Source organism: Polaromonas sp. P4_F9 (genome assembly GCF_056401235.1).
On record NZ_JBFUJT010000002.1, the window covers coordinates 267,164 to 290,823 of the forward strand.

The 23,660-nt window shown below is 66.3% G+C and carries 24 protein-coding genes; 11 read left to right on the forward strand and 13 right to left on the reverse strand.

The features are described from left to right. Positions 1 to 19 precede the first annotated feature (19 nt). Positions 20 to 1,774, reverse strand: a complete 1,755-nt coding sequence (locus AC1DUB_RS03350; RefSeq protein WP_477728300.1) for a PHA/PHB synthase family protein — start codon at positions 1,772 to 1,774, stop codon at positions 20 to 22. A 152-nt stretch (positions 1,775 to 1,926) separates the two neighbouring features. Here AC1DUB_RS03350 and AC1DUB_RS03355 point away from each other — a divergent pair, with 152 nt between their 5' ends. Both AC1DUB_RS03355 and AC1DUB_RS03360 read left to right on the forward strand, forming a co-directional pair. Next, positions 1,927 to 2,916, forward strand: coding sequence for a zinc-dependent alcohol dehydrogenase family protein (locus AC1DUB_RS03355; RefSeq protein ID WP_477728301.1), 990 nt, complete (start codon positions 1,927 to 1,929; stop codon positions 2,914 to 2,916). A 289-nt stretch (positions 2,917 to 3,205) separates the two neighbouring features. After that, positions 3,206 to 3,859 (forward strand): BON domain-containing protein, encoded by a 654-nt coding sequence (locus AC1DUB_RS03360; RefSeq protein ID WP_477728302.1) that lies wholly within the window; start codon positions 3,206 to 3,208, stop codon positions 3,857 to 3,859. A 6-nt stretch (positions 3,860 to 3,865) separates the two neighbouring features. Here AC1DUB_RS03360 and AC1DUB_RS03365 read toward each other — a convergent pair. Further along, positions 3,866 to 4,628 (reverse strand): IS5 family transposase gene (locus tag AC1DUB_RS03365; RefSeq protein WP_477728303.1). Its coding sequence is split into 2 segments (ribosomal slippage): positions 3,866 to 4,316 and positions 4,315 to 4,628, totalling 765 coding nucleotides; the frame shifts between segments, so codons are not numbered across the junction. A 245-nt stretch (positions 4,629 to 4,873) separates the two neighbouring features. On the opposite strand from AC1DUB_RS03365, the gene AC1DUB_RS03370 reads away from it, so the two are divergent. Continuing rightward, the gene (locus AC1DUB_RS03370) at positions 4,874 to 5,188 is read left to right on the forward strand and encodes an Hsp20/alpha crystallin family protein (RefSeq protein ID WP_477728304.1); all 315 of its coding nucleotides are present in this window, start codon (positions 4,874 to 4,876) and stop codon (positions 5,186 to 5,188) included. A gap of 396 nt (positions 5,189 to 5,584) precedes the next feature. Here AC1DUB_RS03370 and phbB read toward each other — a convergent pair whose 3' ends face one another. Then, positions 5,585 to 6,334, reverse strand: a complete 750-nt coding sequence (gene phbB, locus AC1DUB_RS03375) for an acetoacetyl-CoA reductase (protein WP_477728305.1) — start codon at positions 6,332 to 6,334, stop codon at positions 5,585 to 5,587. A gap of 247 nt (positions 6,335 to 6,581) precedes the next feature. Next, a complete protein-coding gene (locus AC1DUB_RS03380; RefSeq protein ID WP_477728306.1) occupies positions 6,582 to 7,037 on the reverse strand; it encodes a universal stress protein in 456 nt (151 codons plus the stop codon). A gap of 334 nt (positions 7,038 to 7,371) precedes the next feature. Here AC1DUB_RS03380 and AC1DUB_RS03385 point away from each other — a divergent pair, with 334 nt between their 5' ends. The 8 genes from AC1DUB_RS03385 (at position 7,372) to AC1DUB_RS03420 (ending at position 17,062) form a co-directional block, all read left to right on the forward strand. Beyond that, on the forward strand, positions 7,372 to 7,506 hold the full coding sequence (locus AC1DUB_RS03385) for a hypothetical protein (RefSeq protein ID WP_477728307.1): 135 nt from the start codon (positions 7,372 to 7,374) through the stop codon (positions 7,504 to 7,506). Continuing rightward, the gene (locus AC1DUB_RS03390) at positions 7,507 to 8,154 is read left to right on the forward strand and encodes a DUF6629 family protein (RefSeq protein WP_477728308.1); all 648 of its coding nucleotides are present in this window, start codon (positions 7,507 to 7,509) and stop codon (positions 8,152 to 8,154) included. Further along, positions 8,151 to 9,656 carry a bifunctional aminoglycoside phosphotransferase/ATP-binding protein gene (locus tag AC1DUB_RS03395; protein WP_477728309.1) on the forward strand — a complete coding sequence of 502 codons (1,506 nt, stop codon included), beginning with the start codon at positions 8,151 to 8,153 and terminating at the stop codon, positions 9,654 to 9,656. Before AC1DUB_RS03390 ends, AC1DUB_RS03395 begins: the two co-directional genes overlap by 4 nt. Before the next feature lie 120 nt (positions 9,657 to 9,776). Next, positions 9,777 to 11,312: a thymidine phosphorylase family protein gene (locus AC1DUB_RS03400; RefSeq protein WP_477728310.1), complete on the forward strand. Its 1,536-nt coding sequence runs from the start codon at positions 9,777 to 9,779 to the stop codon at positions 11,310 to 11,312. Next, positions 11,312 to 12,214 (forward strand): ribose-phosphate pyrophosphokinase, encoded by a 903-nt coding sequence (locus tag AC1DUB_RS03405; protein ID WP_477728311.1) that lies wholly within the window; start codon positions 11,312 to 11,314, stop codon positions 12,212 to 12,214. The genes AC1DUB_RS03400 and AC1DUB_RS03405 overlap by 1 nt, the downstream gene beginning before the upstream one ends. Further along, positions 12,211 to 12,804 carry an NAD(P)H-dependent oxidoreductase gene (locus tag AC1DUB_RS03410; RefSeq protein ID WP_477728312.1) on the forward strand — a complete coding sequence of 198 codons (594 nt, stop codon included), beginning with the start codon at positions 12,211 to 12,213 and terminating at the stop codon, positions 12,802 to 12,804. Before AC1DUB_RS03405 ends, AC1DUB_RS03410 begins: the two co-directional genes overlap by 4 nt. A 39-nt stretch (positions 12,805 to 12,843) precedes the next feature. Further along, entirely contained in the window at positions 12,844 to 15,732 is a 2,889-nt protein-coding gene (locus AC1DUB_RS03415) for a cation-translocating P-type ATPase (RefSeq protein WP_477728313.1), read from the forward strand. Between the two features lie 73 nt (positions 15,733 to 15,805). Beyond that, complete coding sequence (locus tag AC1DUB_RS03420) at positions 15,806 to 17,062, forward strand: MgtC/SapB family protein (protein ID WP_477728369.1); 1,257 nt, start codon at positions 15,806 to 15,808, stop codon at positions 17,060 to 17,062. 285 nt (positions 17,063 to 17,347) lie between these two features. Here AC1DUB_RS03420 and AC1DUB_RS03425 read toward each other — a convergent pair whose 3' ends face one another. From AC1DUB_RS03425 to AC1DUB_RS03465, 9 genes are all read right to left on the reverse strand, one after another. Continuing rightward, on the reverse strand, positions 17,348 to 17,608 hold the full coding sequence (locus AC1DUB_RS03425) for a hypothetical protein (RefSeq protein WP_477728314.1): 261 nt from the start codon (positions 17,606 to 17,608) through the stop codon (positions 17,348 to 17,350). A 240-nt stretch (positions 17,609 to 17,848) separates the two neighbouring features. Then, the gene (locus AC1DUB_RS03430) at positions 17,849 to 20,164 is read right to left on the reverse strand and encodes a heavy metal translocating P-type ATPase (RefSeq protein WP_477728370.1); all 2,316 of its coding nucleotides are present in this window, start codon (positions 20,162 to 20,164) and stop codon (positions 17,849 to 17,851) included. Between the two features lie 96 nt (positions 20,165 to 20,260). Continuing rightward, entirely contained in the window at positions 20,261 to 20,494 is a 234-nt protein-coding gene (locus tag AC1DUB_RS03435) for an SHOCT domain-containing protein (RefSeq protein ID WP_477728315.1), read from the reverse strand. A 58-nt stretch (positions 20,495 to 20,552) separates the two neighbouring features. After that, positions 20,553 to 21,203 carry a methyltransferase family protein gene (locus AC1DUB_RS03440; protein WP_477728316.1) on the reverse strand — a complete coding sequence of 217 codons (651 nt, stop codon included), beginning with the start codon at positions 21,201 to 21,203 and terminating at the stop codon, positions 20,553 to 20,555. Beyond that, complete coding sequence (locus AC1DUB_RS03445) at positions 21,200 to 21,502, reverse strand: DUF2933 domain-containing protein (protein WP_477728371.1); 303 nt, start codon at positions 21,500 to 21,502, stop codon at positions 21,200 to 21,202. The genes AC1DUB_RS03440 and AC1DUB_RS03445 overlap by 4 nt, the downstream gene beginning before the upstream one ends. Before the next feature lie 45 nt (positions 21,503 to 21,547). Beyond that, the gene (locus AC1DUB_RS03450) at positions 21,548 to 21,814 is read right to left on the reverse strand and encodes a DUF5676 family membrane protein (protein WP_477728317.1); all 267 of its coding nucleotides are present in this window, start codon (positions 21,812 to 21,814) and stop codon (positions 21,548 to 21,550) included. A gap of 13 nt (positions 21,815 to 21,827) precedes the next feature. After that, positions 21,828 to 22,301 carry a hypothetical protein gene (locus AC1DUB_RS03455; RefSeq protein WP_477728318.1) on the reverse strand — a complete coding sequence of 158 codons (474 nt, stop codon included), beginning with the start codon at positions 22,299 to 22,301 and terminating at the stop codon, positions 21,828 to 21,830. Between the two features lie 84 nt (positions 22,302 to 22,385). After that, on the reverse strand, positions 22,386 to 22,736 hold the full coding sequence (locus AC1DUB_RS03460; RefSeq protein WP_477728319.1) for a chaperone modulator CbpM: 351 nt from the start codon (positions 22,734 to 22,736) through the stop codon (positions 22,386 to 22,388). Beyond that, the gene (locus AC1DUB_RS03465) at positions 22,733 to 23,647 is read right to left on the reverse strand and encodes a DnaJ C-terminal domain-containing protein (RefSeq protein WP_477728320.1); all 915 of its coding nucleotides are present in this window, start codon (positions 23,645 to 23,647) and stop codon (positions 22,733 to 22,735) included. Before AC1DUB_RS03465 ends, AC1DUB_RS03460 begins: the two co-directional genes overlap by 4 nt. Positions 23,648 to 23,660 lie beyond the last annotated feature (13 nt).

A 23,660-nucleotide genomic window follows, 5' to 3' on the forward strand; every position in this document is an offset into this window, starting at 1 on the left:
TCCCGGGCGGTCGCGCCTGTCAGTCGAGGTGCACGTAGCGGCCGGGTGCTGCCAGCGGAGCGCCCTCGAACATCACCGCATTGACACGCGGCGGCTTGACCCTGCTAGACGAGTGCTGCCTCAGCCAGTCATGCCAGCCGGTCCACCATGAACCTTGCCGCAGCGCCGCCGTGTCGAGCCAGTCGTGGGGATGGGCAGGCGCCTTGCCCGGCGCGTGGGAGGCGATGCGGTAGCTTGCCTGCGGATGCGCGGCAGGACCAGCCGGCGGATTGACGATGCCCACGTTGTGGCCGCCGGAACTCAGGACAAAGCTGACCGGGCTGGAGGTCAGGCGGTGAATCTTGTACACCGAGTGCCAGGGCGACACATGGTCGTTCTCTGTCGCGACCACAAAGAGCGGCAGCTCGATATGGGACAGCCTCACCACGTGGCCGGCAGCGCGGTAGCGGCCCGCGGCCAGGTCGTTGTGCAGGTAAAGGCTGCGCAGGTATTCGCTGTGCATGCGGGCGGGCAGGCGCGTTGCATCGGCATTCCAGGCCCGCAGGGCCGTCATGGGCGTGTGCGCCCCCATCAGGTACTCATGGACCAGCTTGGACCAGACCAGGTCCTTGGAATTGATCAGCGCGAAGGCACCCGCCATCTGCCGCTCATCGAGGTAGCCCCACTCCGCCATCAGGTCTTCGACGAACGCGATCTGGCTCTCATCGATGAACAGCCCCAGTTCGCCCGGCTCGTGGAAATCGGCCTGCGCCGCCAGCAGGGTCACCGTCTTCAGCGGGTTGGGGCTGCTGCCGGCCAGGGCCGCCGCCGCGATGGCCAGCAGTGTTCCGCCCAGGCAGTAGCCCATCGCGTGGATGCGCGCGCGCGGCCGGATGGCCCGAACCGCCTGCAGGGCCGCCATGACGCCCATTTCCAGGTAGTTGTCCATGCCCAGGTCGCGATCGGCGCTGTCGGGGTTCCGCCATGAAATCATGAAGACGGTGTGCCCCTGCTCCACCAGGTATTTGACCAGCGAGTCGTCGGGCGTCAGGTCGAGGATGTAGTACTTCATGATCCATGACGGGACGATGAGCACGGGTTCGGCATTCACCTCGGCCGTGACGGGCTCGTACTGGATCAGCTCGATCAGGTGGTTTCTGAATACCACCTTGCCCGGCGTCAGCGCCACGCCCTGTCCGGGCGCGAAGGCCTCGACGCCACGCGGCTTGCCATCGGTGAGGACGGCGAGCGCATCGCGCGACCAGTTGGCCAGCCCGGTGGCCAGGTTGACGCCCCCATTGGCCAGCGTCTCCTTCAGGACCTGGGGATTGGTGGCGATGAAATTTGAAGGCGACAGCATGTCCAGCCACTGGCGGGTGATGAAGGCGGCCACCTCCTCATGGTGCTGCGATACACCCCGGACGCCAGTCATGGCCTCGGCCCACCACTGCTGCTGCTGCAAAAAGGCCTGCGCCAGAACGTTGAACGGCGGCGCCTGCCACTCGGGCCGCGAGAAGCGCTTGTCCTGCGGCAGGGCCTCCACGCTCACGGGGTGATCCTGCTGCCAGGGCTGCGGCGCGTACTGCAGCCACAGCAGCCACTTGCGCAGGGCGCTGGCGCCCAGCTCGGCCTGCTTGGACGGTGAAACCAGCAAGTGGCTGAGCCAGTCGGTGTAGGCCAGGATGAGCGACGCCGGCGAGATGCCGTGTGCCTGCCGGGCCAGCCAGAGCTTGAGGGGAACGTCCATGGGAGGCAGTGCGTGCTGCCCCTCGGGACGCGGGTCGTAAAGCGCCATGAAAACCCCCGTTCTGTGGCGATGGCCGCCACATGCCTGCCACATGATCCCACCTGCACCGTATTTTCGGCTTGCGCCAGATCAAGGACAAGCCCGCCAACCCACCCATGCCGGGGTGGATTGCGTACCATGGTGGCATGTTGCCGACCTCGATGTTTGCAATGACCGCCGACCCCGCCGGACGGCGATTGCTGCCGGCTCACAAACCGCTGCCGCCCACCGGCGACCACGACCTGTTGGTGCGCGTGCTCGCTTGCGGGGTCTGCCGCACCGACCTGCACATCATTGACGGCGACCTGCCGCCGCGGCGGCCCCAGGTGGTGCCGGGGCATGAGGTGGTCGGGCAGGTTGTCGCCCTCGGGGCCGGGGCCACGCGGTACACCGTCGGGCAGCGTGTCGGCATCCCCTGGCTGGGCGGCGCCTGCGGTCGCTGCGCCTTCTGCGCCATGGACCGCGAAAACCTCTGTGATTTTCCGGTGTTCACCGGCTATGACCGCGACGGCGGCTTCGCCGAGTACGCAGCCGCCAATGAGCGTTTCTGCTTTGCCCTGCCGGCGCGCTACGACGACGCCCATGCCGCGCCCTTGCTGTGCGCCGGCTTGATCGGCTTTCGCGCCTGGCGCCTGGCCGGTGCGGCCCTGCCGCGCCGTTTGGGCCTGTATGGCTTCGGGGCTGCCGCGCACATCATCTGCCAGATCGCCGTGGCCCAGGGGCAGGAGGTGTTTGCCTTCACCCGCGCCGGTGACCAGCCCGGGCAGGACTTCGCCCGCAGCCTGGGCGCCGCGTGGGCCGGCAGTTCCCTGAACGCCGCCCCGGCGCCGCTAGACGCGGCGCTCATCTTCGCGCCCGCGGGCGAACTGGTGCCGGCGGCGCTGGCCGCCACATGCAGGGGCGGCACCGTGGTCTGCGCGGGGATCCACATGAGCGCCATTCCCTCCTTCGATTACCGGCTGCTCTGGGGCGAACGGGTGCTCAGGTCGGTGGCCAACCTCACGCGCGCCGACGGCGAGGACTTCTTCCGGCTGCTGGGGGATTTGCCGCTGCAAACCCATGTGCAGACCTTCGCACTGCGCGACGCCAATGCTGCGGTGCAGGCGCTGCGCGCCGGGGCGGTGAACGGGGCCGCGGTGCTCATTCCCTGAGCTGGGCGCCTGTCGCGCGGGGTCCGCCCACGGTCCGTATCAAACACACCGCTGGACACATCACTGTATTTTTTGCGGTCCTGGTCATCGCCACGGGCGTCACCCTGCGGCCGGGCACTCATGCCGTTGAAGCAGATCAAACACTTATCTCGACAGGTCACGTGCAGTGTCCCGATTTGCGAAATGTCAAAGACAGAAAAAGCCAACGGCATAGAGTGAATTGAGTCCGCCATGCGCAGCGGCCAGCAGTCACTTCCCGGCCCCCGATTCAGATTCAAGGAGTACGAAGATGAAAACAGATGCACAGCTCAAGGCCGACGTCACGGCGGAACTCGCCTGGGACGCGGCCATCAACCCCATAGGCATCGGGGTCATTGCCAGGGATGGCGTGGTGACACTCACGGGCCACCTCGACACCTTCGCTGAAAAGCGTGCGGTGGAGCGCGCGGTGCGCCGCGTCTCGGGAGTCCGCGGCATTGCCCTCGAGCTGGACGTCAAACTGGCTGCCGAGCACCAGCGCAGCGACTCCGAGATCGCGCAGGCCGCATCCTCGGCGTTGCGTTGGAGTTCACTGGTTCCCGACGAACGGGTGAAGGTCGAGGTCGAAGACGGCTGGGTGACCCTGACCGGCGAGGTGGACTGGAGCTACCAGCTCGCCAGCGCCGAGCAGTGCATCCGTCCGCTCGTCGGCGTACGCGGCCTGACCAGCCACATCCATATCAAGCCCCGTGCAAGCCCGAAAGACATCGGCGCCGGGATCACCGCGGCGCTCACACGGCAGGCAACACGCGAAGCCCAGCATCTCGACGTCGAGGTCGAGGGCGGCGTCGTCACGATCAGGGGCAAGGTGCACTCGCTGGCGGAGCATGACGCCGCCATAGGTGCCGCCTTCGCCGCCCGGGGCGTTTCGCGTGTGGTCGACAAGCTGGAGGTCGGTGCCTAGGGCCTGTTAACACAAACGCAGTCCATCGGCAATCAGCGCGAAGCTGATGAAACCGACGAACATCACGTCGAGTTTCTCGAAGCGAGAGAAGATACGGCGATAGCCCTTCAGGCGCCGGAACAGTCGCTCCACCTCATTGCGGCGTTTGTACATCTCACGGTCGTACTCCCAAGGCTCGACTCGCGTCTTCAGAGGCGGCACGACGGGGATAAAGCCCAGATCGAGCGCGAGCTGCCGAGTCTCATTGCCTTCGTAGGCGCGGTCCATGAGCAAATGAAGCGGTCGATCCGGCGCACCCAGGCGGCTGAGGAGCGCGCGCCCCGCGGGCGCATCGTGCGCCTGGCCGGGCGACAGCGAAAACGTTACGGCCGTTCGAGCATCCGCGGCAACCATATGAATCTTGGTGGTCCACCCGCCTCTGGATTTTCCGATGGACTGGGGGCCGTTTTTTTTGACGCCCCGGTGCCATCGGGTGCACCTTCACGATGGTGCTGTCCAGCGACACGGCCTCGATCCTGATGCGCACCACCTGGGCTTGCTGAAGTTCTGCGAAGACGCGGTCCAGCACGCCGCTCTTGGACCAGCGGTTCATGCGCGTGTAGATGGTGTGCCAGTTGCCGAAGCGCTTGGGCAGGCCGCGCCACTTGCAGCCGTGCTCGGCGACATACAGGATGGCGTTCAACACACTCAGATTCGACAGGCTGACATTGCCGCGTTGCAGCGGCAAGCAGTGCTCGATCTGGGCAAACTGGGCTTGAGTGATCTCCATGTATGAAGTATCTCGCTCCATTCATGATCAACTCAATTAGTGTTAACACGCCCTAGCCCGTCTTTCGCGTCTCGCCAAATTTTTCAATCGCATTTTTTCAACCCCCCCACGAGGATCATCATGACAACTCATCTGCGTGTATTCGAACCCGGCATCAGCGACACCTTCGAGTCGGCCCTGCGCCGCTTCTTCTCACCAGTCCCGCTGTCCCGCTGGATATCAACGCACAGGCCATCCAGATGCGCGTGGACGTCTCTGAAAAGAAAGACGCCTACGTCGTCAAGGCAGACCTGCCCGGCGTCAAGAAGGACGATATCAATGTGCGCATCGACGGCAACATCGTGCAGATCGACGCCGAGGTCAAGCAGGAAAAGGAAACCAGGGGCAGCGATGACAAGGTTCTGCGCAGCGAGCGCTACTACGGCAGCGTGTCGCGCACCTTCAGCCTGTCCCAGGACGTGGACGACGCCAAGGCCGTAGCCAAATATGCCGACGGCGTACTGACGCTGGAACTGCCGAAAAAGGCCACCGCCGCGTCCAAGAAAGTGACCGTGCAATAAGAGCTGCCCCTTGCCGACGCTGTGGGCCCTGTCCACAGCAGCAGACCATCCGTGACGGATGGTCTGCTGCACGTGGGGGGAAAACCGTGCGACGACCGGGCTGGCGACCGCGGCAGAACGGGTGCGTGTTTGCGTATTTGAAAACCCTGAGGGGAAACCGCTTTGCCCGCACCCCGCGACGGCGGTGCAGCATCGCATACAGCCTCATCAGGGAAGATCGGCCTCTAGTGTGGTGTTGCACGCTATCCGGCACCTAAAACCGCGTCTTTTCGTCCATGGCGGCGTTGCAAATCCGCGCAATAGCGGGGCTATTGCTGTGGTTTGCGCCTTGCCCTGACCAAAAATCCATCGGTTTTATGGGTGCCGTCAAGCATGCAACACCACACTAGCGCACAGTCAGTACATGTGCTGGCCACCGTTGATCGAGAAATTGGCGCCCGTGGTGAAGGCCGCGCGCTGCGACACCAGGTAGGCCACCAGTTCCGCGACCTCGGCCGGGTCGCCAAGCCGTCCGGCGGGAATCTCCGGCAATATTTTCTCCTGCAGCACCTGCGGCGGCACCTTCTCGACCATGCGGGTGCGCAGGTAGCCCGGCGAGACGGTATTGACGGTGATGTTTTTGCTGGCAAACTCCAGGGCCAGCGACTTCGTGAACCCATGGATTCCGGCTTTCGACGCCGCATAGTTGGCTTGACCAAAAGCGCCGCGTTGGCCATTGACAGACGAGATATTCACAATACGGCCCCATCCGAGCAGGAGCATGTCTTCAATGACCTGCTTGGTCATGTTGAACATCGAGTCGAGGTTGGTACGCAGCACCGTGTCCCACGCTTCCTCAGACATCTTGCGAAAGCTCGCGTCGCGGGTGACGCCGGCGTTGTTGACCAGCACCGACACGGGACCATGCTGTTGGCGTATGGCCTCCACCGCGGCGGCACAGGAAGCGAAGCGCGTGACGTCGACCGCGGCGGTTGCAAAATGGTAGCCCAGCGCCTGTTGCGCAACCAGCCAGTCGTCCACCTGCTTGTTCCCCGCCGAGTGCAGCGCCACAACGGTGAAGCCATCGTCGGCCAGGCGCCTGCAGATCGCCTCCCCGAGACCGCCAGTGCCGCCGGTCACCACGGCGATGCGTCGCGTTGTTTCCATATGCCACTCCTTCGCGTGATGATATTCGCGTAGCGGTGTCAAGCCAATACCCGTTGAGCCACCCATCGAGCCAGATCAAGCACCAACCTGGGGCAAGGCGACCAGGCGAGCCCCGCGCAGGCCCATTACTCCGGCTGGCGAAGGCTGCATGCAGAAACCGCGCCGCTGTAGCGACCGCAAACTGTCAGTCACCAGGGAGCACTGTAGCGCGTATGTGTGACCTGTATGTGACCTGTGAGACGCCGGCTCACGACTTCGGCTCGTCCAGCCGCACCAACAGCACGGGCACCGTGCTGCTGCGCACCACCCGTTCGGCCTCGCTGCCCAGGGTCAGGCGGCTGAAGCCGCGGCGGCCATGGGTACCCATCACGATCAGGCCGCAACCGGCCTTTTTGGCTTCGTCGATGATCACATCGGCAATGCGCCCCTGCGTCACCTCGCACAGCAGGGTGTCGGCCTGCACGCCGGCATCGGCGGCGGCACGCTTGGCCTTGGCGAGCACGTCTTCTCCGTACCGGCGAAGCTCGTTCAGCATCTCCTGGTAGTTGGTCACGGACGACATCTCCACAAGCATCGGGAAGTTGTCCGCCACGTGCAGCAGGGACAGCCGTGCCTTTTGCTCGGCGGCCAGGCCGATGGCTTCGCGCAAGCCACGCTCGGCCGTGGCGCTGCCATCGAGGGGAACGAGGATTCGGTGGTACATGGTGGGTTCCTTCCAGGCCGGTCCAGCAGGGTCCCCGCCGCCGGCCAGCCGCGCGGACGGTTAAATTCTGTATCCCGGATGAGCGCAGGCACTTGAGATACCTCAAGCCCGCGTCAGGTCATGCAACCGTATCTCGTCGCACCCCCGTGTACGTTGCCCCTATGCGTTCCCCCGCTTCGCAGGACAGGTCGGCGCACCGTCTGTACGGCCGGCCCATTGATCTGCATCAATGGCATGGACGGGCGGGCTCCTATGCTCTTATGCTGTAGGTGAGGAACATCCGTTCGCGACCCTATGGCAACCACATGGGCAACCCTATGGGAAAGGCATCGCAATGAGCCACACCCGTCCCCACGACCCGCACAGTGCTGCAGGCCCTGCCATGGCGTTATGCGAGCGCAAGACGGCACCGCCCGGGGCCGACGAAGCACCCGGCTACCGCGGCCGACTGACCGCAGGAGCGGACTGAATGTGCTTCTCGGCCACCGTCAGTTTCGCGGCTGGCGCCTACCTCCTCGGGATCGGCACGCTGACCCTGAAGCAGCCTCGCCGTCCGCGCGAACTGGCCTTTGCCGCCATCCCGCTGCTGTTCGCCGTCCAGCAGTTGAGCGAGGGCATCCTCTGGCTGACCTTCGAGCCCGCCATGCCCTGGCTCAATGAGGCCATGACACACGTGTATTCCTTCATGTCCCATGTGTTGTGGCCCATCTATGTCCCGGTCGCGGTGCTGTTGATCGAGCCACCGGGGCCGCGCCAGCGGGCGCTGCTCGCGCTGGTGGGCATCGGGGTCGCGGTGGGCGCCTTCCTGCTGTACCACCTGGTCGACTACCCGGTGAGCTCGCGGCTGACGGGGCAACACATCCAGTATGTCTCGCCGCCGCATTTTCTGGCTACGGCGTCAACGCTGTACCTGGTGTCCACCACGCTCAGCCTGATGCTGTCCACGCACCCGAAAGCGAAGGTCTTCGGCGCCCTGGCACTGCTGTCCTTTGCCGTCGCCTACGGCTTCTACACCACCTGGTTCATCTCGGTCTGGTGCTTCTTTGCCGCCTTGCTGAGCACCGCGGTGTATTTGCATTTTCTTCCCCGCCGCACGCCAAGAAGGAGCTTCCCGTGAACGCCGCGTCCGGTCCGGCAGTTGGCGGCACCCCGCCTGAGGACGGCAGGCCCGTGGGAGAGGCTGCCGCGCTGGTCAACAGCCTGTCCGCGGCATTGCAGGCGGAGCTGATCGAAACCCACATCTCCTGGGTGCTGCTGGCCGGAGACACCGCCTACAAGATCAAGAAACCGGTGCAGCTGGCCTTTGTGGATTACGGCGACCTGGCTGCGCGGCGTCATTTCTGTGAAGAGGAAGTGCGGCTGAACCGGCGGCTGGCGCCGTCGCTGTACCTCGGTGTCACGCGCATCACCGGCACGCCCGGGGCGCCCGTCCTCGATGGCGCCGGGCCCGCGCTGGAGTACGCGGTGCGCATGCGACGCTTCGCGCCGGGTGCGCTGTTCAGCGAGCAGCTGGCTGCAGACAGGCTGCGCACCGACGGTGTTGACCGGCTGGCAGCACTGCTCGCCAACTTTCATGAGTCCGCGCCGCGCGCCAACGCAACCAGCGATTTCGCGAGCCCCGAACGGCGGCGCGCCAGCGCGCTGGCGGCACTTGAAGGCGTGCGGCCGCTGGCGAGCGAGGACGTGTTCGCCGCGCTCCGGGCCTGGCTAGAAGCCGGAGCTGGCGCGCTGGCGCCGTTGTGGACCTCCCGCAAGGCGGATGGCCGTGTGCGCGAATGCCATGGCGACCTGCATCTGGCCAATGTGGTGGCGCACGATGGCGGCGTGGTGGCCTTCGACTGCATCGAGTTCGACCCGGCACTGCGCTGGGTTGATGTGCTGGATGACGTAGCCTTCGCCGTGATGGACTTCGACGCCCGCGGGCGCCGCGACCTCGGCTTTCGCCTGCTCAACGGCTGGCTCGACCGCACCGGCGACCATGGCGGCCTGCCCGCGCTGCGGTTTTCGCTGGTCTATCGCGCGCTGGTGCGGGCGCAGGTAGAACACCTGCGCCGGGCCAACAGCAGCCAGGCGCAACGCTACCTGCGGGCGGCGATGGGCTGGATAGCGCCCCGCGACGTGCGGCTGTCCATCACCCATGGCCTGCCGGGTTCGGGCAAATCCTTCGCATCACAGCGCCTGCTGGAACAGCAGGGAGCGATCCGGCTGCGCTCGGACGTCGAGCGCAAGCGCCTGTTTGGCCTTGGCCTGCTCGAGGATTCACGCGCCCGGGGGCTGAACCTGTACGACGCCGACGCCACCGCGCGCACCTATCGGCAGCTGTTCGAGACGGCGCGCACCGCGCTGCAGGCAGGTTACCCGGTGATCCTCGATGCGGCGTTCCTGCGTCGCGCGGAACGCACCCAGGCCCAGGCACTCGCGCGCACGCTGGGCGTGCCGTTTTCCATCATCGCCTGCGAGGCGCCGCTGCCGGTGCTGCGCGCGCGCCTGCTGGGCCGCCGGGGGGACCCGTCCGAGGCTGACACCGCCGTACTCGAGCGTCTGCGCACAGCTGCCGAGCCGCTCGCCGGCGACGAACTTGCCTTTGTCCAGGCCATGGCCGGGGACGGGGTCCCGTGATCGTTTTGCTGCCCTGCTCCGTCTCGTCCCGCCCGGCCACCGGAACCGGCGCCCCGCGTTGAGCTTTGTCAAGGCCGCGCGCGCGTGCCTTGCCTACAGTAACCGGAACAGGCCCCCATCATGCAAACCCCGCCGACTCCGCTCACTTCACTCACTCCGCACAAGCTGCGCCTGCGCCGGCTGGGCATAGACACCTACCAGGAGCCGGTGCTCTACATGCACCGCGACTGCCGCGTCTGCCACTCGGAAGGCTTCGAGGCGCAATCGCGGGTGGAGCTCGCGCTGGGCGACCGCACCATTGTCGCCACGCTGAATGTGGTGTCGGGCGATTTTCTCGCGCCCGACGAGGCTGGCCTGTCCGAAGCGGCTTGGCGTCTGCTCGGGGCGCAGGAAGGTGACCTGGTCTCGCCGCGCCACCCCTCGCCGCTCGAATCGCTGGGTCACGTGCGCGCCAAGGTCTATGGACGGCACCTCACCCAGGCGGCCATCACGGCCGTGATTGAAGACGTGGCCGCGGGTCGCTACTCGGACCTGCAACTGGCGGCCTTTGTAACCGCCTGTGCCGGCGACCGGCTGGACCTGGAAGAGACCGTCTCGCTCACCCGCGCGATGGTTGCCGTCGGCGAGCGGATTGACTGGGGTGAAGGCCTGGTGATGGACAAGCACTGCGTGGGCGGGCTGCCGGGCAACCGCACGACCATGGTGATCGTGCCCATCGTGGCGGCCTGCGGGCTGCGCATGCCCAAAACCTCGTCGCGCGCCATCACCTCCCCCGCCGGTACGGCCGACACCATGGAAACACTGGCGCCGGTGGACCTGGATGTGGCGCAGATCCGCCGGGTGGTGGAACGCACCGGCGGCTGCGTGGTGTGGGGCGGCGCGGTGCGCCTGAGCCCGGCGGACGACATCCTGATCCGGGTAGAGCGCCCGCTGGACCTGGACAGCCAGGGCCAACTGGTGGCCTCGATCCTGTCCAAGAAGGTGGCTGCGGGCTCTACCCATGTACTGATCGACATGCCGGTAGGGCCCACCGCAAAAGTTCGCAGCGTGCCGGCCGCGGAGTTGCTAGGGCGGCTGCTCAGCCAGGTGGGGCAGGCGCTGGGACTGCAGGTGCGCGTGGTGCAAACTGACGGCATGGCCCCGGTGGGCCGGGGCATAGGCCCTGCGCTGGAGGCACGCGACGTGCTGGCCGTGCTGCGCAACCAGGCCGATGCGCCGGCCGACCTGGCCCAGCGCTCGCTGCTGCTGGCCGGCGAGGTTCTCGAGTTCGGTGGCGCCGCGCCGGCCGGTGGCGGACTGGCGCTGGCCAGCGCCGTACTGGCCGATGGACGGGCCTGGCGCAAGTTCCAGGACATCTGCACGGCTCAGGGCGGTCTGCGCGAGCCACCCGTCGCGGCCTACCAGCAGGCCGTGCAGGCGCGGCGCAGCGGCAGCGTTGTCGCCATCGACAACCGGCGCCTGGCACGCATTGCCAAACTGGCCGGTGCGCCGGAAGCAGCTTGCGCGGGCATCGACCTGCATGTTCGGCCAGGAGATTTCGTCGAACGCGGCCAGCCGCTGTTCACGCTGCACGCGGCCACGCCGGGTGAGCTGGCCTATGCATTGGAATACGCGGCCTCGCAGGCCGAGACCGTGCATGTGCTGGAGGATGTCTGATGCTGATCGTCGCCCTTCCGGGTGAGGCCCGGCTCGCGGGCAGGCTGGCGCGCCTGCTGCGCTGCGGCTGGAGCGAGCTGCGACAGCACCGCTTTCCCGACGGGGAAACCCTGGTGCGCATTGACGCGCCGGTGATGGGCCGCTGCGTCGTGCTGGCCGGCAGCCTGAACCAGCCCGACGCCAAGACTCTTCCCCTGCTGTTTGCCGCCGACGCGGCACGCGAGCTGGGCGCCTCGCGGGTCGGCCTGGTGGCGCCCTACCTGGCCTATATGCGGCAGGACCACCGCTTTCACCCCGGCGAGGCGATCACTTCGCGCAGCTATGCACGGCTGCTGTCGGCATCACTTGACTTCCTCGTCACGGTCGACCCGCACCTGCACCGCTGGCGCAGCCTGGGCGAGATCTATCCAATCCGCACACAGGCGGTCGCGGCGGCACCGATGATCGCGCGCTGGCTGCGCAGCCATGTCGACCGTCCGCTGGTGATCGGGCCCGACGAGGAAAGCGGGCAATGGGTTGCCGAGGTGGCCAGGCTGACGGATGCCCCCTGGACGGTGCTGGGCAAGACCCGCCTGGGCGACCGCGAGGTGCAGGTTACGCTGGCCGACGGCGGCCCCTGGCCAAACAGGACGCCGGCGCTGCTGGACGACATCGTCTCCACCGGCCAGACCCTGGTCGCCGCTGCCACGGCGCTGACACAAGCCGGCATGGCCGCACCCCTGTGCATCGGCGTGCATGCCCTGTTTGACAGCGGCGCACTGCAACGGCTGCAGGACGCCGGCGTGACACGCGTGGTGACCTGCGATACGATCCCTCACGCCAGCAACGCCATCCGCCTCGCGCCCTTGCTGGCCAGGGCCGTGCTCGCCATTTCAAGCCATACACAGCGCAACCCGCCATGACGTCAAAAAATGTCCTGCTGATCCAGGGTCACCCCGACGCGTCCACCCGCCACCTGTGCCACGCCCTGGCCGCCGCCTACGCCAGCGGCGCGCAGGAGGCCGGCCACAGCGTGCGCTCGCTCAACGTGGCGGAACTCGAGTTTTCGCTGCTGCGCAGCCAGAAAGCCTGGGAGGAAGGCGAGTTGCCCGCCGGCCTGCGGCAGGCGCAGGACGCCATACGCTGGGCCGAGCACATCGTGCTGTTCTTTCCGCTGTGGCTGGGCGACATGCCCGCGCTCCTGAAAGGCTTTCTGGAGCAGGTGGCGCGGCCCGGTTTTGCCTTTGAGCGCGAGGGCGGCAGCACCGCCTTCACCAGAAAGGGGCTGACAGGCCGCTCGGCCCGCATTGTGGTCACGATGGGGATGCCCGCCCTGCTTTACCGCTGGTATTTCCGCGCGCACAGCGTGAAGTCACTGGAGCGCAACATTCTGGGCTTTGCCGGCATCGCGCCCGTGCATGAGACACTGATCGGGATGGTGGGCAATTTCAGGGCTGGCGACGCGGAGCGCTGGCTGATGAAACTGCAGCGGCTGGGACAAAAAGCGCTGTGACGGGCGTCACCGGGCTCGCCGAAGGACTAAAGTCGGGCCATGTCCGTAACACGGCACTGGAAGCTCGCATCGGTGATGACGCAAACCGGCAAATCTGACGACCCGTCCGTGAAGGACGCTGACGAAGTAGCCCGGGCTTTCGGGGCAGACCTCGACCGCGGGCTGACGTCGCAGGAAGCCGCGCGCCGGCTCGCGGAACAAGGCCCCAACGAACTGCGCGCAGCGCCGCGAGTGCCCACCTGGCGCCGTATCCTGGCGCATTTCCAGGACCCGCTGATCTACCTGTTGCTGGCCGCCATTGCCATCTCGCTCGTCGCCTGGGCAATCGACGGCTGGGTCGGCTGGCCCGTCGATGCGATGGTGATCGCGGTCATCGTCATCCTCAATGGCGTTCTGGGTTTTATGCAGGAAGCGAAGGCAGAGCATGCCGTGGCTGCGCTGGCCCGGATGACCGCGGTGACCTCGGCGGTTGTGCGTGACGGGCAGGTGCTGCGGGTGCCGAGTGCCGAACTGGTGCCCGGGGACTTGCTCGTGCTCGGCGAAGGTGACGCGGTCGGAGCGGATGGACGCCTGGTGCTGGCCACCTCACTGCGTGTACAGGAAGCCTCGCTGACGGGTGAGAGCGAGGCCGTGCTCAAGGACGCGGCCACCTTGCGCGAACCGGCCACCCTCGGCGACCGGCTCGACATGGTCTTCAAGGGCACCGCCATTGCGCAGGGCAGCGGTCGTGCCGTGGTGACGGCGACCGGCATGGACACGCAGGTGGGCGCCATCGCCGAAATGCTCAAGGCGACCGCCCAGGAAGGCACGCCGCTGCAGAAGGAAGTCGCCCGCATCGGGCGCATGCTCGGCATCGCAGTGATCATCATTGCCCTGGTGGTGGTCGCAACCGTTTTGCTGCTGTCGGAGATTCACAGCGCGGCCGATGTCATCGATGTGCTGCTGCTAGGTGTTGCGCTGGCCGTGGCAGCCGTTCCCGAAGGGCTGCCGGCGATCCTGTCGGTGGTGCTCGCCCTGGGGGTTCAGCGAATGGCCAAGCACAACGCGATCATCAAGAACCTTTCGTCGGTGGAGACGCTGGGCTCCGCCTCGGTCATCTGCTCGGACAAGACCGGCACGCTGACCCGCTCGGAGATGACCATTGAACGGGTCATGACCGCTTCCGGCGGAACCCGTATCACCGGGGTGGGATACGCTCCCCACGGCCAGGTGGAACACGAGGGCGCCAGGCTCGGTGCCGGAGCGCTGCATGCCGAGCACGTGGTGGTGCTCAGCGGGGGCAGCCTGGCCGGCAACGCCGACCTGCGCCAAAGCGAGGATGGCGCCTGGGAGATCCACGGCGACCCCACCGAAGCGGCCTTCCTGGTGGCCGAGCGCAAGCTGGGCCACGCCGAAATGCGCGAGCGGCGCGAGCGGCGTTTCGAGCGCATTGGCGACATCCCGTTCACCTCCGAGCGCAAGATGATGTCGACGATAGCGCTCGACCACGAACACGGCGATACGGTTGTTGTGGTCACCAAGGGCGCGCCGGATGTCCTGCTCCAGAGATGCAGCCTGGCGCGGGTAGGAATGGAGTCGGTCGAACTCAACGACGCGCTGCGGGCGAAGATTCTGGCCGACGTTGAGACGCTATCCGATGCCGCGCTGCGCACGCTGGCTGTGGCCTACCGCCCCCTCGGCCCCGACGAGAACCCGCAGCTCACGGACACCCTGGAACACGACCTCATCTTCGTCGGCACCGTGGGCATGATCGACCCGCCGCGCGAGGAGGCGGCGCAGGCCATTGCCGAGGCGCGGCGCGCCGGCATCCGGATCATCATGATCACCGGCGACCACCCGCGCACCGCCGCCCGCATTGCCGCAGACCTGGGCATCGTCGATGCCGGCGCCACGGCGCTGACGGGCGCCGAGCTCGATGCGCTCGACGATGCGGGGTTCGCGGAGGCGGTGCGCAAGACGTCGGTCTATGCCCGGGTGGCGCCCGCGCACAAGCTGCGCATCGTCGACGCGCTGCAGGCCCACGGAGACATCGTCGCGATGACGGGCGACGGCGTCAACGACGCGCCGGCGCTCAAATCGGCAGACATCGGCATCGCGATGGGCATGACCGGAACCGAGGTGACGAAAGAGGCGGCCAAGATGATCCTCGCCGACGACAACTTCGCAACCATCATTGAGGCGGTGCGCGAAGGTCGCGGAATCTTTGACAACATCCGCAAGTTCCTGCGTTACCTGCTGTCCTCGAACATGGGCGAGGTGCTGACGGTGTTTCTCGGTGTGGTGGGTGCAGGCGTGATCGGACTGACGGGCACGCAGACCGCCGCCGGCGGCGCAGTGGTGCTGCCGCTGCTGGCCACGCAAATCCTGTGGCTCAACCTGATCACCGACTCCTGGCCCGCGCTGGCGATGGGCGTGGACCCGCCAGCGGACGACGTCATGGCCCGCAAGCCGCGCCAGTTGGGTGAGCGGGTCATCGACGCCCGCATGTGGGCCGGGGTACTCCAGATTGGCGTGGTCGTGGCCATGGTGACCCTGCTGACCATGGACCTGTACCTGCCGGGCGGGCTGATAGAAGGCACACAAGACCTCGCCACCGCACGCACCGCGGGCTTCACGGTACTGGTGTTCGCCCACCTGTTCAACTGCTTCAACGCCCGCTCCGAAACCACCAGCGCGTTCACACGCCTATTCGTCAACCCCTGGCTGTGGGGCGCGGTTGCCCTGTCGGCGCTGCTGCAGGTGGCGGTCGTCAACCTCGGTTTTCTCAATCTGGCTTTCAGCACCGTGCCGCTGACACTCGATCAGTGGCTGGTCTGCGCCGCGATGGGCAGCGTCGTGCTGTGGTTCAGTGAACTGCGCAAACTGGTGGGTCGCGCGCTGGACCGGCGCGCTGACGCCCGGGGCGCGCGCCTCCGGTCGAAGCCCTGAATACTGGCCTGATCTGACCACTCACACCCCTCCAACACTGGAACCTTCCGTGGAACTCCTGCCCTCCTCCGTGATGTCCATCGTGTCGGCCCTGGCTGCGGCGCTCGCCGCCGGCGCCGTGGTCGGCCTTGAGCGCGGCTGGCGCGAGCGTGAACGCGCTGAAGGCAGCCGTGTCGCGGGACTGCGGACCTTCTCGCTGTTTGGCCTGCTGGGCGGCGTGCTGGGTGTCCTGAGCGAAACCCTGGGCCCCTGGCCAGTGGCCATGGGGCTCGCCGGCCTGTCCCTCCTCGGGGCGGTGTCCTATCGCGAGAACGTTCGCATCCATGGCAGCCTGAGCGCGACCACCGCCGTCGCCGCGCTGCTGACGTACGCGCTCGGCGCGCTGGCCGGCACAGGCCATACCGCCATCGCGGTGGGCACGGCGGTCGTCGTCGCGGTGCTGCTCGACCTCAAGCCCACACTGCACCGCTGGCTGCGGCTCGTGGAGCACAGCGAGCTCAGCGCGGCGCTGCAGCTGCTGGTGCTGTCGGTCGTCATCCTGCCGCTGCTGCCGGACGCCGGCTACGGCCCCTACGCCGCGCTGAACCCTTATCGCCTGTGGTGGGCGGTGATCCTGATTGCCGGCATGTCCCTGTGCGGCCATATCGCGATGCGGTTCACCGGCCCCCAGCGCGGCATCTTCTGGACCGGCTTGCTCGGCGGCCTGGCCTCCTCGACCGCAGCCACGCTCATGCTCGCCCGGCGTGCCCGGGCGGAACCGGCGCTCACCGATGCCGCAGCGGCCGGCACATTGGCCGCGTGCGGGATGATGTTCCTGCGCATAACGGTGATCGTGTTCACGCTTCAGCCTGCGCTCGGGCGGCCGCTCGGGGTTCCCATGGTGGCTGCAGGCGCCACCCTTCTCGGCCTGGCCGCGTGGCAGCGAAAACGCGGCACGTCTGGCGCTGTCGCGTCGGAGGGCGATCCTATCGCGCCCTTCGGCCTGAGCACAGCGCTCGGCTTCGGCGCGTTTCTCGGCCTGATGGCCGTGCTGACCCAGGCCAGCAAGGCGTGGTTGGGCGACCCCGGCCTGTATGCGCTGGCCACACTGTCGGGGCTGGCCGATGTCGACGCCATCATCATCAGCGTGATGAAAATGCAGGCGGCAGGCGGCTTGGCAGTGACCACCACCGTGGCCGCCGTGGGCCTCGCAACCGCTGCCAACATGGTGGCGAAGGCTTGCATTGCTGCCGTGATCGGCGGGATGCCGCTCGGTCGCCCTGTCGCAGCCGGTTATGGCCTGTCGATCGCTGCCGGCTCGGCCGCCGCCGCTCTCATGATGCTGAGGTGAGCGAGGCGGAGTTCAAAACTGCCAGCGGAAGATCCGTGGTGCAGCTTCGCCCTGGCGCGCCAGCTTCAGCTCAATCGCCGTGGGCCAGGGCGCGGTCATGGCGAACTCGAGCAGGCCCTCACGATGATGTCCGCCGGGGGCAGCACCCGTCCAAGCCAGCGGCCTGATCTCCCGGCCATCGGCTGTGACCAGCGTTGCGGTATTTACCAGGTCATCGTTAAGGTCGCTTCTTCGCAGGAATGCGACGCCATGCCAAAGAAACGATTGCCATGTTGTGCTCCTTGTTCATACCGTCTTGAACGACGCAGCGCTCGCCGAATCCTTCACCATGCGCGTCACGCACCAGTCCGCGTAAACGGTGCCCAGCAGTCTGCCGAGCCAGCGTCCCGGCCAACCAGACGGCAGGTTGTAGTCGATCCAGACGCGCAGCTGGGTCTTCCCGCCCTTGGGCGTCAGGTCAAAACCCATCCGGTACGGGCCGATCAGCAGCAAGTGCGGTTCGCCCCGGGTTTCCCAGGTTTTCAGGACAGGGGGGTTGGTACTCACTCACCACCTCTTCAACGCTTAGCGCAATACCCAGAACCCGCCCTTCCAGGCGTATCCATGAGCCGACAGCCTGGCCCTGCTGACGGTCGGTCGTGATTTTCATCGCGGCGCCGGCCATCATCAGTGACGGCTTTTCCATGTGCGCCGCCAGCCGCCGGTGATCACCCAGAAAGGCAAACAGGTCCGGGGGGCTGGCCGCAATGCCGGCCGTCGCCTCCCGATGGAACTGAAAGCGCGGGCTCACAACCGGCTCCGCCGCAGGCGCAGGGCGTTGCCGATCACCGACACCGAGCTGAAACTCATGGCCAGCGCGGCGATCATCGGCGACAGCAGCCAGCCGGTCAGCGGGTACAGCACACCGGCCGCGATGGGAATGCCCGCTGCGTTGTACAGGAAGGCGAACATCAGGTTTTGCTTCATGTTGCCCACGGTGGCTTCCGACAGCGAACGCGCGATGGCGATCCCGCGCAAATCGCCCTTGACCAGCGTAACCTGCGCGCTGTTCATGGCCACGTCGGTGCCGGTGCCCATGGCCACGCCGACATCGGCCTGGGCCAGCGCGGGCGCATCGTTGATGCCGTCCCCCGCCATCGCCACCACGCGGCCTTCCTTCTGCAGGCGCTCGACCAGCCGCAGCTTGTCGGCCGGCTTGACCTCGCCATGCACCTCGTCAATGCCCAGGCGCGCGCCGACAGATTTGGCCGTGGTCAGGCCGTCGCCGGTCGCCATCACGATTCGCAGACCGGCCGCTTTGAGCGTTGCCAAAGCCTCGGGCGTACTGGACTTGATCGGGTCGGACACGGCCAGCAGACCAATCAGCCGTCCCTCGGCGGCGAGGTGCATCACGCTGGCGCCTTCCGCGCGCAAGGCCTCGGCCTGCGGCACCAGGCTATCGACCGGGATGCCCATTTGCTGCATCAGGGCGGTATTGCCGAGCGCCAGTTGGCGCCCTGCCACCTCCCCGCGCACGCCGATGCCGGAGCCGGACTCGAAGTTGTCCACCTTGTCCAGCGCCAGGCCCCGCTCGCGGGCCGCGGCGACGATGGCGTCGGCCAGCGGGTGCTCGCTGCCCTGGTCCAGGCTCGCCGCGAGGCGCAGCACTTCTTCAGCATCAATTCCGGGGGCCGGGATGGCGCGATCGAACCGCGGGCGTCCCTCGGTCAGGGTGCCGGTCTTGTCGATGATGAGCGTGTCGATCTTGCGCAGGTTCTCGATGGCCGCCGCATCGCGGAACAGCACGCCCCGCGTCGCGCCAAGACCCGTGGCCACCATGATGGACATCGGCGTGGCCAGGCCCAGGGCGCACGGACACGCGATGATCAGCACCGCGACCGCGTTGATCAGGCCGAAGACCCAGCGCGGCTCGGGCCCGAACAGCCCCCAGCCAAAGAACGTGAGCAGTGCAACCAGCACCACGGAAACCACAAAATAGCCCGCGACCACGTCGGCCATGCGCTGCATCGGGGCTTTGGAACGCTGGGCCTGCGCAACCATCTGGACGATTTGCGCCAGCATGGTGGCCGCGCCGACCCGCTCGGACCGCATCACCATGGCGCCACTGGTGTTGAGCGTTGCGCCTATGACCTTGTCACCGACGCGCTTGGTGACCGGCAGCGGCTCACCGGTGAGCATGGACTCGTCCACCGAGCTGCCGCCTTCGACAACCACACCATCGACGGGCACCTTCTCGCCGGGTCGAATGCGCAGCATGTCGCCGACATGGACGTGGTTCAAAGGCACGTCCTCCTCACTGCCGTCGGCCCGGATGCGCCGGGCAGTCTTGGGTGCCAAGCCGAGCAGGGACCTGATCGCGGCCGACGTCTGCGACCGCGCCTTGAGCTCCAGCACCTGGCCCAGCAGCGTCAGCGAGATGATCACGGCAGCCGCTTCAAAATACACGGCCACGCGTCCCATGGACACAAACGAGGCCGGAAACACCTGGGGTGCAACGGTCGCCACCATGCTGTAGACGAAGGCGGAACCGGTTCCCAGACCAATCAGCGTCCACATGTTGGGGCTGCGATTCAGCACGGACTGCCAGCCACGCTGGAAGAACGGCCAGCCAGCCCACAGCACGATGGGCAGGGACAGGACCAACTCGATCCAGCTTTGCACAGCCATGTCAAACCAGTTCAGCCTGTGGCCGAACATCGCCATCACGGTGACAACCCCGGTCAGCGGCAGCGTCCACCAGAAGCGCCGCTGGAAATCGACAAGCTCCGCGTTCTCGCCCTCTTCGAGTTCGGGCAACAGGGGTTCGAGGGTCATGCCGCACTTGGGGCAGTTGCCGGGATGGTCCTGGCGTATCTCCGGGTGCATTGGGCAGGTGTAAATCGCGCCAGCGGGCGCTGGCGCCTCCTGCCCGGGAGTCAGCTCCGGGGCGACGAATCGAGCCGGGTCTGCACCGAACTTGCTCTTGCAGTGCGCGCTGCAGAAGTAATAGAGCCGTCCATCATGCTCGTGCCAATGCGCGGAACGCGCTGTGACGGGCATGCCGCACACCGGGTCGTTCAGGGACGTTGATTCAGCGGCCCCAGCGCCATGCGCATGGGGCATGGCAGGGTGCCCGCTGTCTGCCGTTTCAAGATGCATGGGCTCTGGCGAACGTAAGGATGGCGTGTGAGGATTCATGTCTATACCTGAGTCTGAAATTCATGACATTGCCTGCCAGGTATCCTGATCCAGAATCACCTTGCGTTTTTCATATTCTTCCGCGCTGATTTCGCCGCTCGCCAGGCGACGGCGCAACACCTCGTGAGGCGTCTCACGCGGAGGCTCACGGTGCACGGGAGATCCACCCCGACCCCAGAAGACCAGCGCGATCACCACGGCAATCCAGAACAACCACCACAGGGTATGCATGCCCATCATGTAACCGTAAAACATACAGAATCCTTTGACCGTTGCCTTTTACTTTTACCTTTAACGTTTGGTTGTCACAGGCTCAGCCTGCGGTTGAAGCCTGACTCCAATGAGGGAAGAACCGGGGCGTTCGCCGGGCGTAGCTCTCGTAGGCGTCGCCGAATTGCGCACGCATTTCCGCTTCTTCAGTGATCGCCAGACGCCCGTACATGGCCAGCAGCATCGGGAACATCAACAGCGTGAGCAAGGTGGGCCACTGGAACAGGAAGCCCAGCATGATCAATGCAAACGCAACATACTGCGGATGCCGGATGCGCGCGTAGGGGCCGGTGGTCGCCAGCGCGCCGCGGCGCTGGGCGTGGTACAGCACATTCCATGCGCTCGACAGCAGCCAGAAGCCGCCGCCGAGGAAGACATAGCTGGCGATGTGCAGCGGTCCGAGGTGCGGATCACCTTTGGCGCCCAGCAGCGTCGACCACAGGTGACCGGTGTCATGGGACAGGATGTCCAGACCCGGATACCGGGTCTGGAGCCAGCCCGACAACAGGTAGAGGGTCAGCGGGAATCCGTACATCTCGACAAACAGGGCCACGATGAAGGCCGAAAATGCCCCAAAGCTTCGCCAGTCACGCGTCGTGGCCGGCTTGAAGAAGCTGAAGGCAAACAGGATGAAGACGGCCGAGTTGAGGATGACCAGCAGCCACAGCCCGTAGGCCGGTTGATCGTGGCTCATGATGGTCCTCGCTGGTCCGGTTGATCCGGCTGGTTTGGTCTTTGTGGCCCGGCTCTGGGCCGGTGATGGCCATGGTGATGACCATGCCCATGGTGCATGAAGAGGTGCATCAGGGGACAGGCCAGCAACAGCAAATACGGCAGCGCGCCGAACACATGGGCACGGTGTTCTCTCAGCAGGAAATACGCGGCGATGGCACCCAGCACGAACAGGCCGAGGGCGTAGCGCGAACGCCAGAAGCCCCTGGGTTCAGCGTCATGCTGGTCGTGGCCCGGGTCGTGGCCAATTTCGTGGTTCATTTCGTGGTTCATTTGCTTCTCCGGAAATGCAAGGCGATCAACGCGTCAGGCGGTTGAGCACCCAGGCGAAGAATGCCCCGGCAAGCAGGGCCACGCGCTGAGCACGAAAAGCACCGCCAGGAACCCGGCCCAGGCGAAGGGCCGCTGTTGCACCAGCGGGCTGAAGTCCATGCCGTGGAACAGGTTGTTCATGAGCCCCAGGAACGGGCCGGGTGCCAGCGCCCAGACCAGTGCGCACAGGGCATAGAACACCCCGACGGTGATGGCCAGCGCAATGCCTGTGCGAAGGGGCGGCAGGGTTGTCGGGTTCATGATGAGGGCGCCTTCATTTGGTAGCCGGTGGGGGCAGTCGATCCATCATCATCTGCATCATGGACTGCATCATGTCCATGCGCTTTTCCATCATCTGCTGGCGCTCGTTCATGGTTCCCGCCATGGGTTTGCCGCCCTGCATGCCGCCCATGGGGCCCATGCCCGGGCCGCCCATCATGTTCATCGTCGCCATGCCCTCCTGCATGGTCTTCATGTGCTCGGCCATCAGCGCGTTGCGCTCTTCCGGCGTCTTGGCGTTGGCCATCTTTTCGCGCATCTCGCGCATGGCTTTCATCTGGCGGTCCATGGCGGCCATGCGATCGGCACTGGCCGGCCCGGGGGCAGGACCTGCCTGCCCGGCCGGAGGCTGGCCGGCCGCGGCAACGTTCGGGTGATGCTGCGCATGTTCTGCAGCGGTCTGCGCCCAAACGCCGACGCCTGCTGAAGCCAGGGTGATACCCAGTACGGTTTGATGAAGGTGTGACATGGTTAACTCCAATCGTGAAAGTCAAGGTGAACAGGCAACCGCCCCGGGGTAGCGACAGGCCGGCAAGCCAGCCCGGCGCCAATTTCATGTGTCTACGCCCTCGCCGGCGTACCGTTCGTGCCCGGGCAACTGGGCCTGCAGCGACCGCACCTGGCGCTCCAGTGCCTCGATGCGATTGAGGTAACCGAAGAGCAGCGCCACGGTGAACAGGTCCAGGTCGAAGTCCATACGCAGCCTGCCGACGCTACGCAGCGGCATGACGTATTCGGCGCTGAAGAGACGCTCCACCCGGTGCTGCTCCAGCGGCCGCAGTGCGCCGTACTCCACCAATTCGTCCAGTTCGGCCGCACTCAGACCGCAGGCCCGGGACAAGTCGGAGATCGTCACGGTTTCGCGGGCGTCCAGCCAGGTGTATTCAAGCGACTGTGTTTTCATGTTGCTTCTCCTTGTCCACGACGTCGTGGGTTGAAGTGCGAGCTACGGGCCAACTCCTGGAACAACTCACGCTCCCGCGCGGTCAGGGTGGCGGGTACGTCAACATGGATGACGGCATACAGGTGGCCGCGCCCGCTGCGGCCGTTGGCCAGGCCCCGCCCGCGCAGGCGCAGCTTGCGCCCCGAGCGCGTGCCCGGAGGCACCGTGAGCATCACCGGCTCGTCCAGCGTGGGCACTTCCACATCGGCGCCCAGCGCCGCCTCCCACGGCGCAAGCGCCAGGTCGAAGTACAAGTCGTGGTGGTCGGCGCGGAACACCGGATGCGGTGCCAGCGTGATGTGCAAATAGATATCGCCGTCGGCGCCACCATGGCTGCCCTTGCCACCCTTGCCGCGCAAGCGCAGCTTCTGGCCTTCACTCACGCCCGGCGGAATGGTGACCTCCAGGGTACGCGAGCCGCCCGCCTCGTGCGCCAGATCCAGGTTGAGCCGGGTGCCCCGGTGCGCCTCTTCCAGGCCAATGCGCACAACCGTCTCGTAGTCGCGCCCATGCAGGGGCACCGGCCCGCGCCGCGAGCCACGGTGCCCGCGGCCCAGCGCAGCCAGCAGGTCGGCCAGGTCGATGTCCTCGAACGACTGTCCGTCCGAGGCGTATTCATGGCTCCATTGCGGCGGCGGCGCGAACTCTTCACCGGCCGGGCGGCGACCGAGCTCGTCGTACGCAGCGCGCTTCTCGGGGTCCTTCAGCGTCGCGTACGCCTCTGCCACCTCCTTGAACCGGGCTTCGGTGCCGGGCGCCTTGGAGACATCCGGGTGGTGCTGGCGCGCCAATTTACGGTAGGCCTTCTTGATCTGTTCGGCATCGGCGTCCCGCGGCACATCCAACGCGGCGTAATAGTCCTTGTATTTCATACCGGTGCCGCCT

What these genes read in the sequence shown, in the direction of transcription:
- AC1DUB_RS03350 (WP_477728300.1), bottom strand. Translation starts at nt 1,774, where the DNA reads ATGGCGCTTTACGACCCGCGTCCCGAGGGGCAGCACGCACTGCCTCCC.
- AC1DUB_RS03355 (WP_477728301.1), top strand. Translation starts at nt 1,927, where the DNA reads ATGTTTGCAATGACCGCCGACCCCGCCGGACGGCGATTGCTGCCGGCT.
- AC1DUB_RS03360 (WP_477728302.1), top strand. Translation starts at nt 3,206, where the DNA reads ATGAAAACAGATGCACAGCTCAAGGCCGACGTCACGGCGGAACTCGCC.
- phbB (WP_477728305.1), bottom strand. Translation starts at nt 6,334, where the DNA reads ATGGAAACAACGCGACGCATCGCCGTGGTGACCGGCGGCACTGGCGGT.
- AC1DUB_RS03380 (WP_477728306.1), bottom strand. Translation starts at nt 7,037, where the DNA reads ATGTACCACCGAATCCTCGTTCCCCTCGATGGCAGCGCCACGGCCGAG.
- AC1DUB_RS03385 (WP_477728307.1), top strand. Translation starts at nt 7,372, where the DNA reads ATGAGCCACACCCGTCCCCACGACCCGCACAGTGCTGCAGGCCCTGCC.
- AC1DUB_RS03390 (WP_477728308.1), top strand. Translation starts at nt 7,507, where the DNA reads ATGTGCTTCTCGGCCACCGTCAGTTTCGCGGCTGGCGCCTACCTCCTC.
- AC1DUB_RS03400 (WP_477728310.1), top strand. Translation starts at nt 9,777, where the DNA reads ATGCAAACCCCGCCGACTCCGCTCACTTCACTCACTCCGCACAAGCTG.
- AC1DUB_RS03405 (WP_477728311.1), top strand. Translation starts at nt 11,312, where the DNA reads ATGCTGATCGTCGCCCTTCCGGGTGAGGCCCGGCTCGCGGGCAGGCTG.
- AC1DUB_RS03410 (WP_477728312.1), top strand. Translation starts at nt 12,211, where the DNA reads ATGACGTCAAAAAATGTCCTGCTGATCCAGGGTCACCCCGACGCGTCC.
- AC1DUB_RS03415 (WP_477728313.1), top strand. Translation starts at nt 12,844, where the DNA reads ATGTCCGTAACACGGCACTGGAAGCTCGCATCGGTGATGACGCAAACC.
- AC1DUB_RS03420 (WP_477728369.1), top strand. Translation starts at nt 15,806, where the DNA reads ATGTCCATCGTGTCGGCCCTGGCTGCGGCGCTCGCCGCCGGCGCCGTG.
- AC1DUB_RS03430 (WP_477728370.1), bottom strand. Translation starts at nt 20,164, where the DNA reads ATGCCCCATGCGCATGGCGCTGGGGCCGCTGAATCAACGTCCCTGAAC.
- AC1DUB_RS03435 (WP_477728315.1), bottom strand. Translation starts at nt 20,494, where the DNA reads ATGTTTTACGGTTACATGATGGGCATGCATACCCTGTGGTGGTTGTTC.
- AC1DUB_RS03440 (WP_477728316.1), bottom strand. Translation starts at nt 21,203, where the DNA reads ATGAGCCACGATCAACCGGCCTACGGGCTGTGGCTGCTGGTCATCCTC.
- AC1DUB_RS03445 (WP_477728371.1), bottom strand. Translation starts at nt 21,502, where the DNA reads ATGAACCACGAAATTGGCCACGACCCGGGCCACGACCAGCATGACGCT.
- AC1DUB_RS03450 (WP_477728317.1), bottom strand. Translation starts at nt 21,814, where the DNA reads ATGAACCCGACAACCCTGCCGCCCCTTCGCACAGGCATTGCGCTGGCC.
- AC1DUB_RS03455 (WP_477728318.1), bottom strand. Translation starts at nt 22,301, where the DNA reads ATGTCACACCTTCATCAAACCGTACTGGGTATCACCCTGGCTTCAGCA.
- AC1DUB_RS03460 (WP_477728319.1), bottom strand. Translation starts at nt 22,736, where the DNA reads ATGAAAACACAGTCGCTTGAATACACCTGGCTGGACGCCCGCGAAACC.
- AC1DUB_RS03465 (WP_477728320.1), bottom strand. Translation starts at nt 23,647, where the DNA reads ATGAAATACAAGGACTATTACGCCGCGTTGGATGTGCCGCGGGACGCC.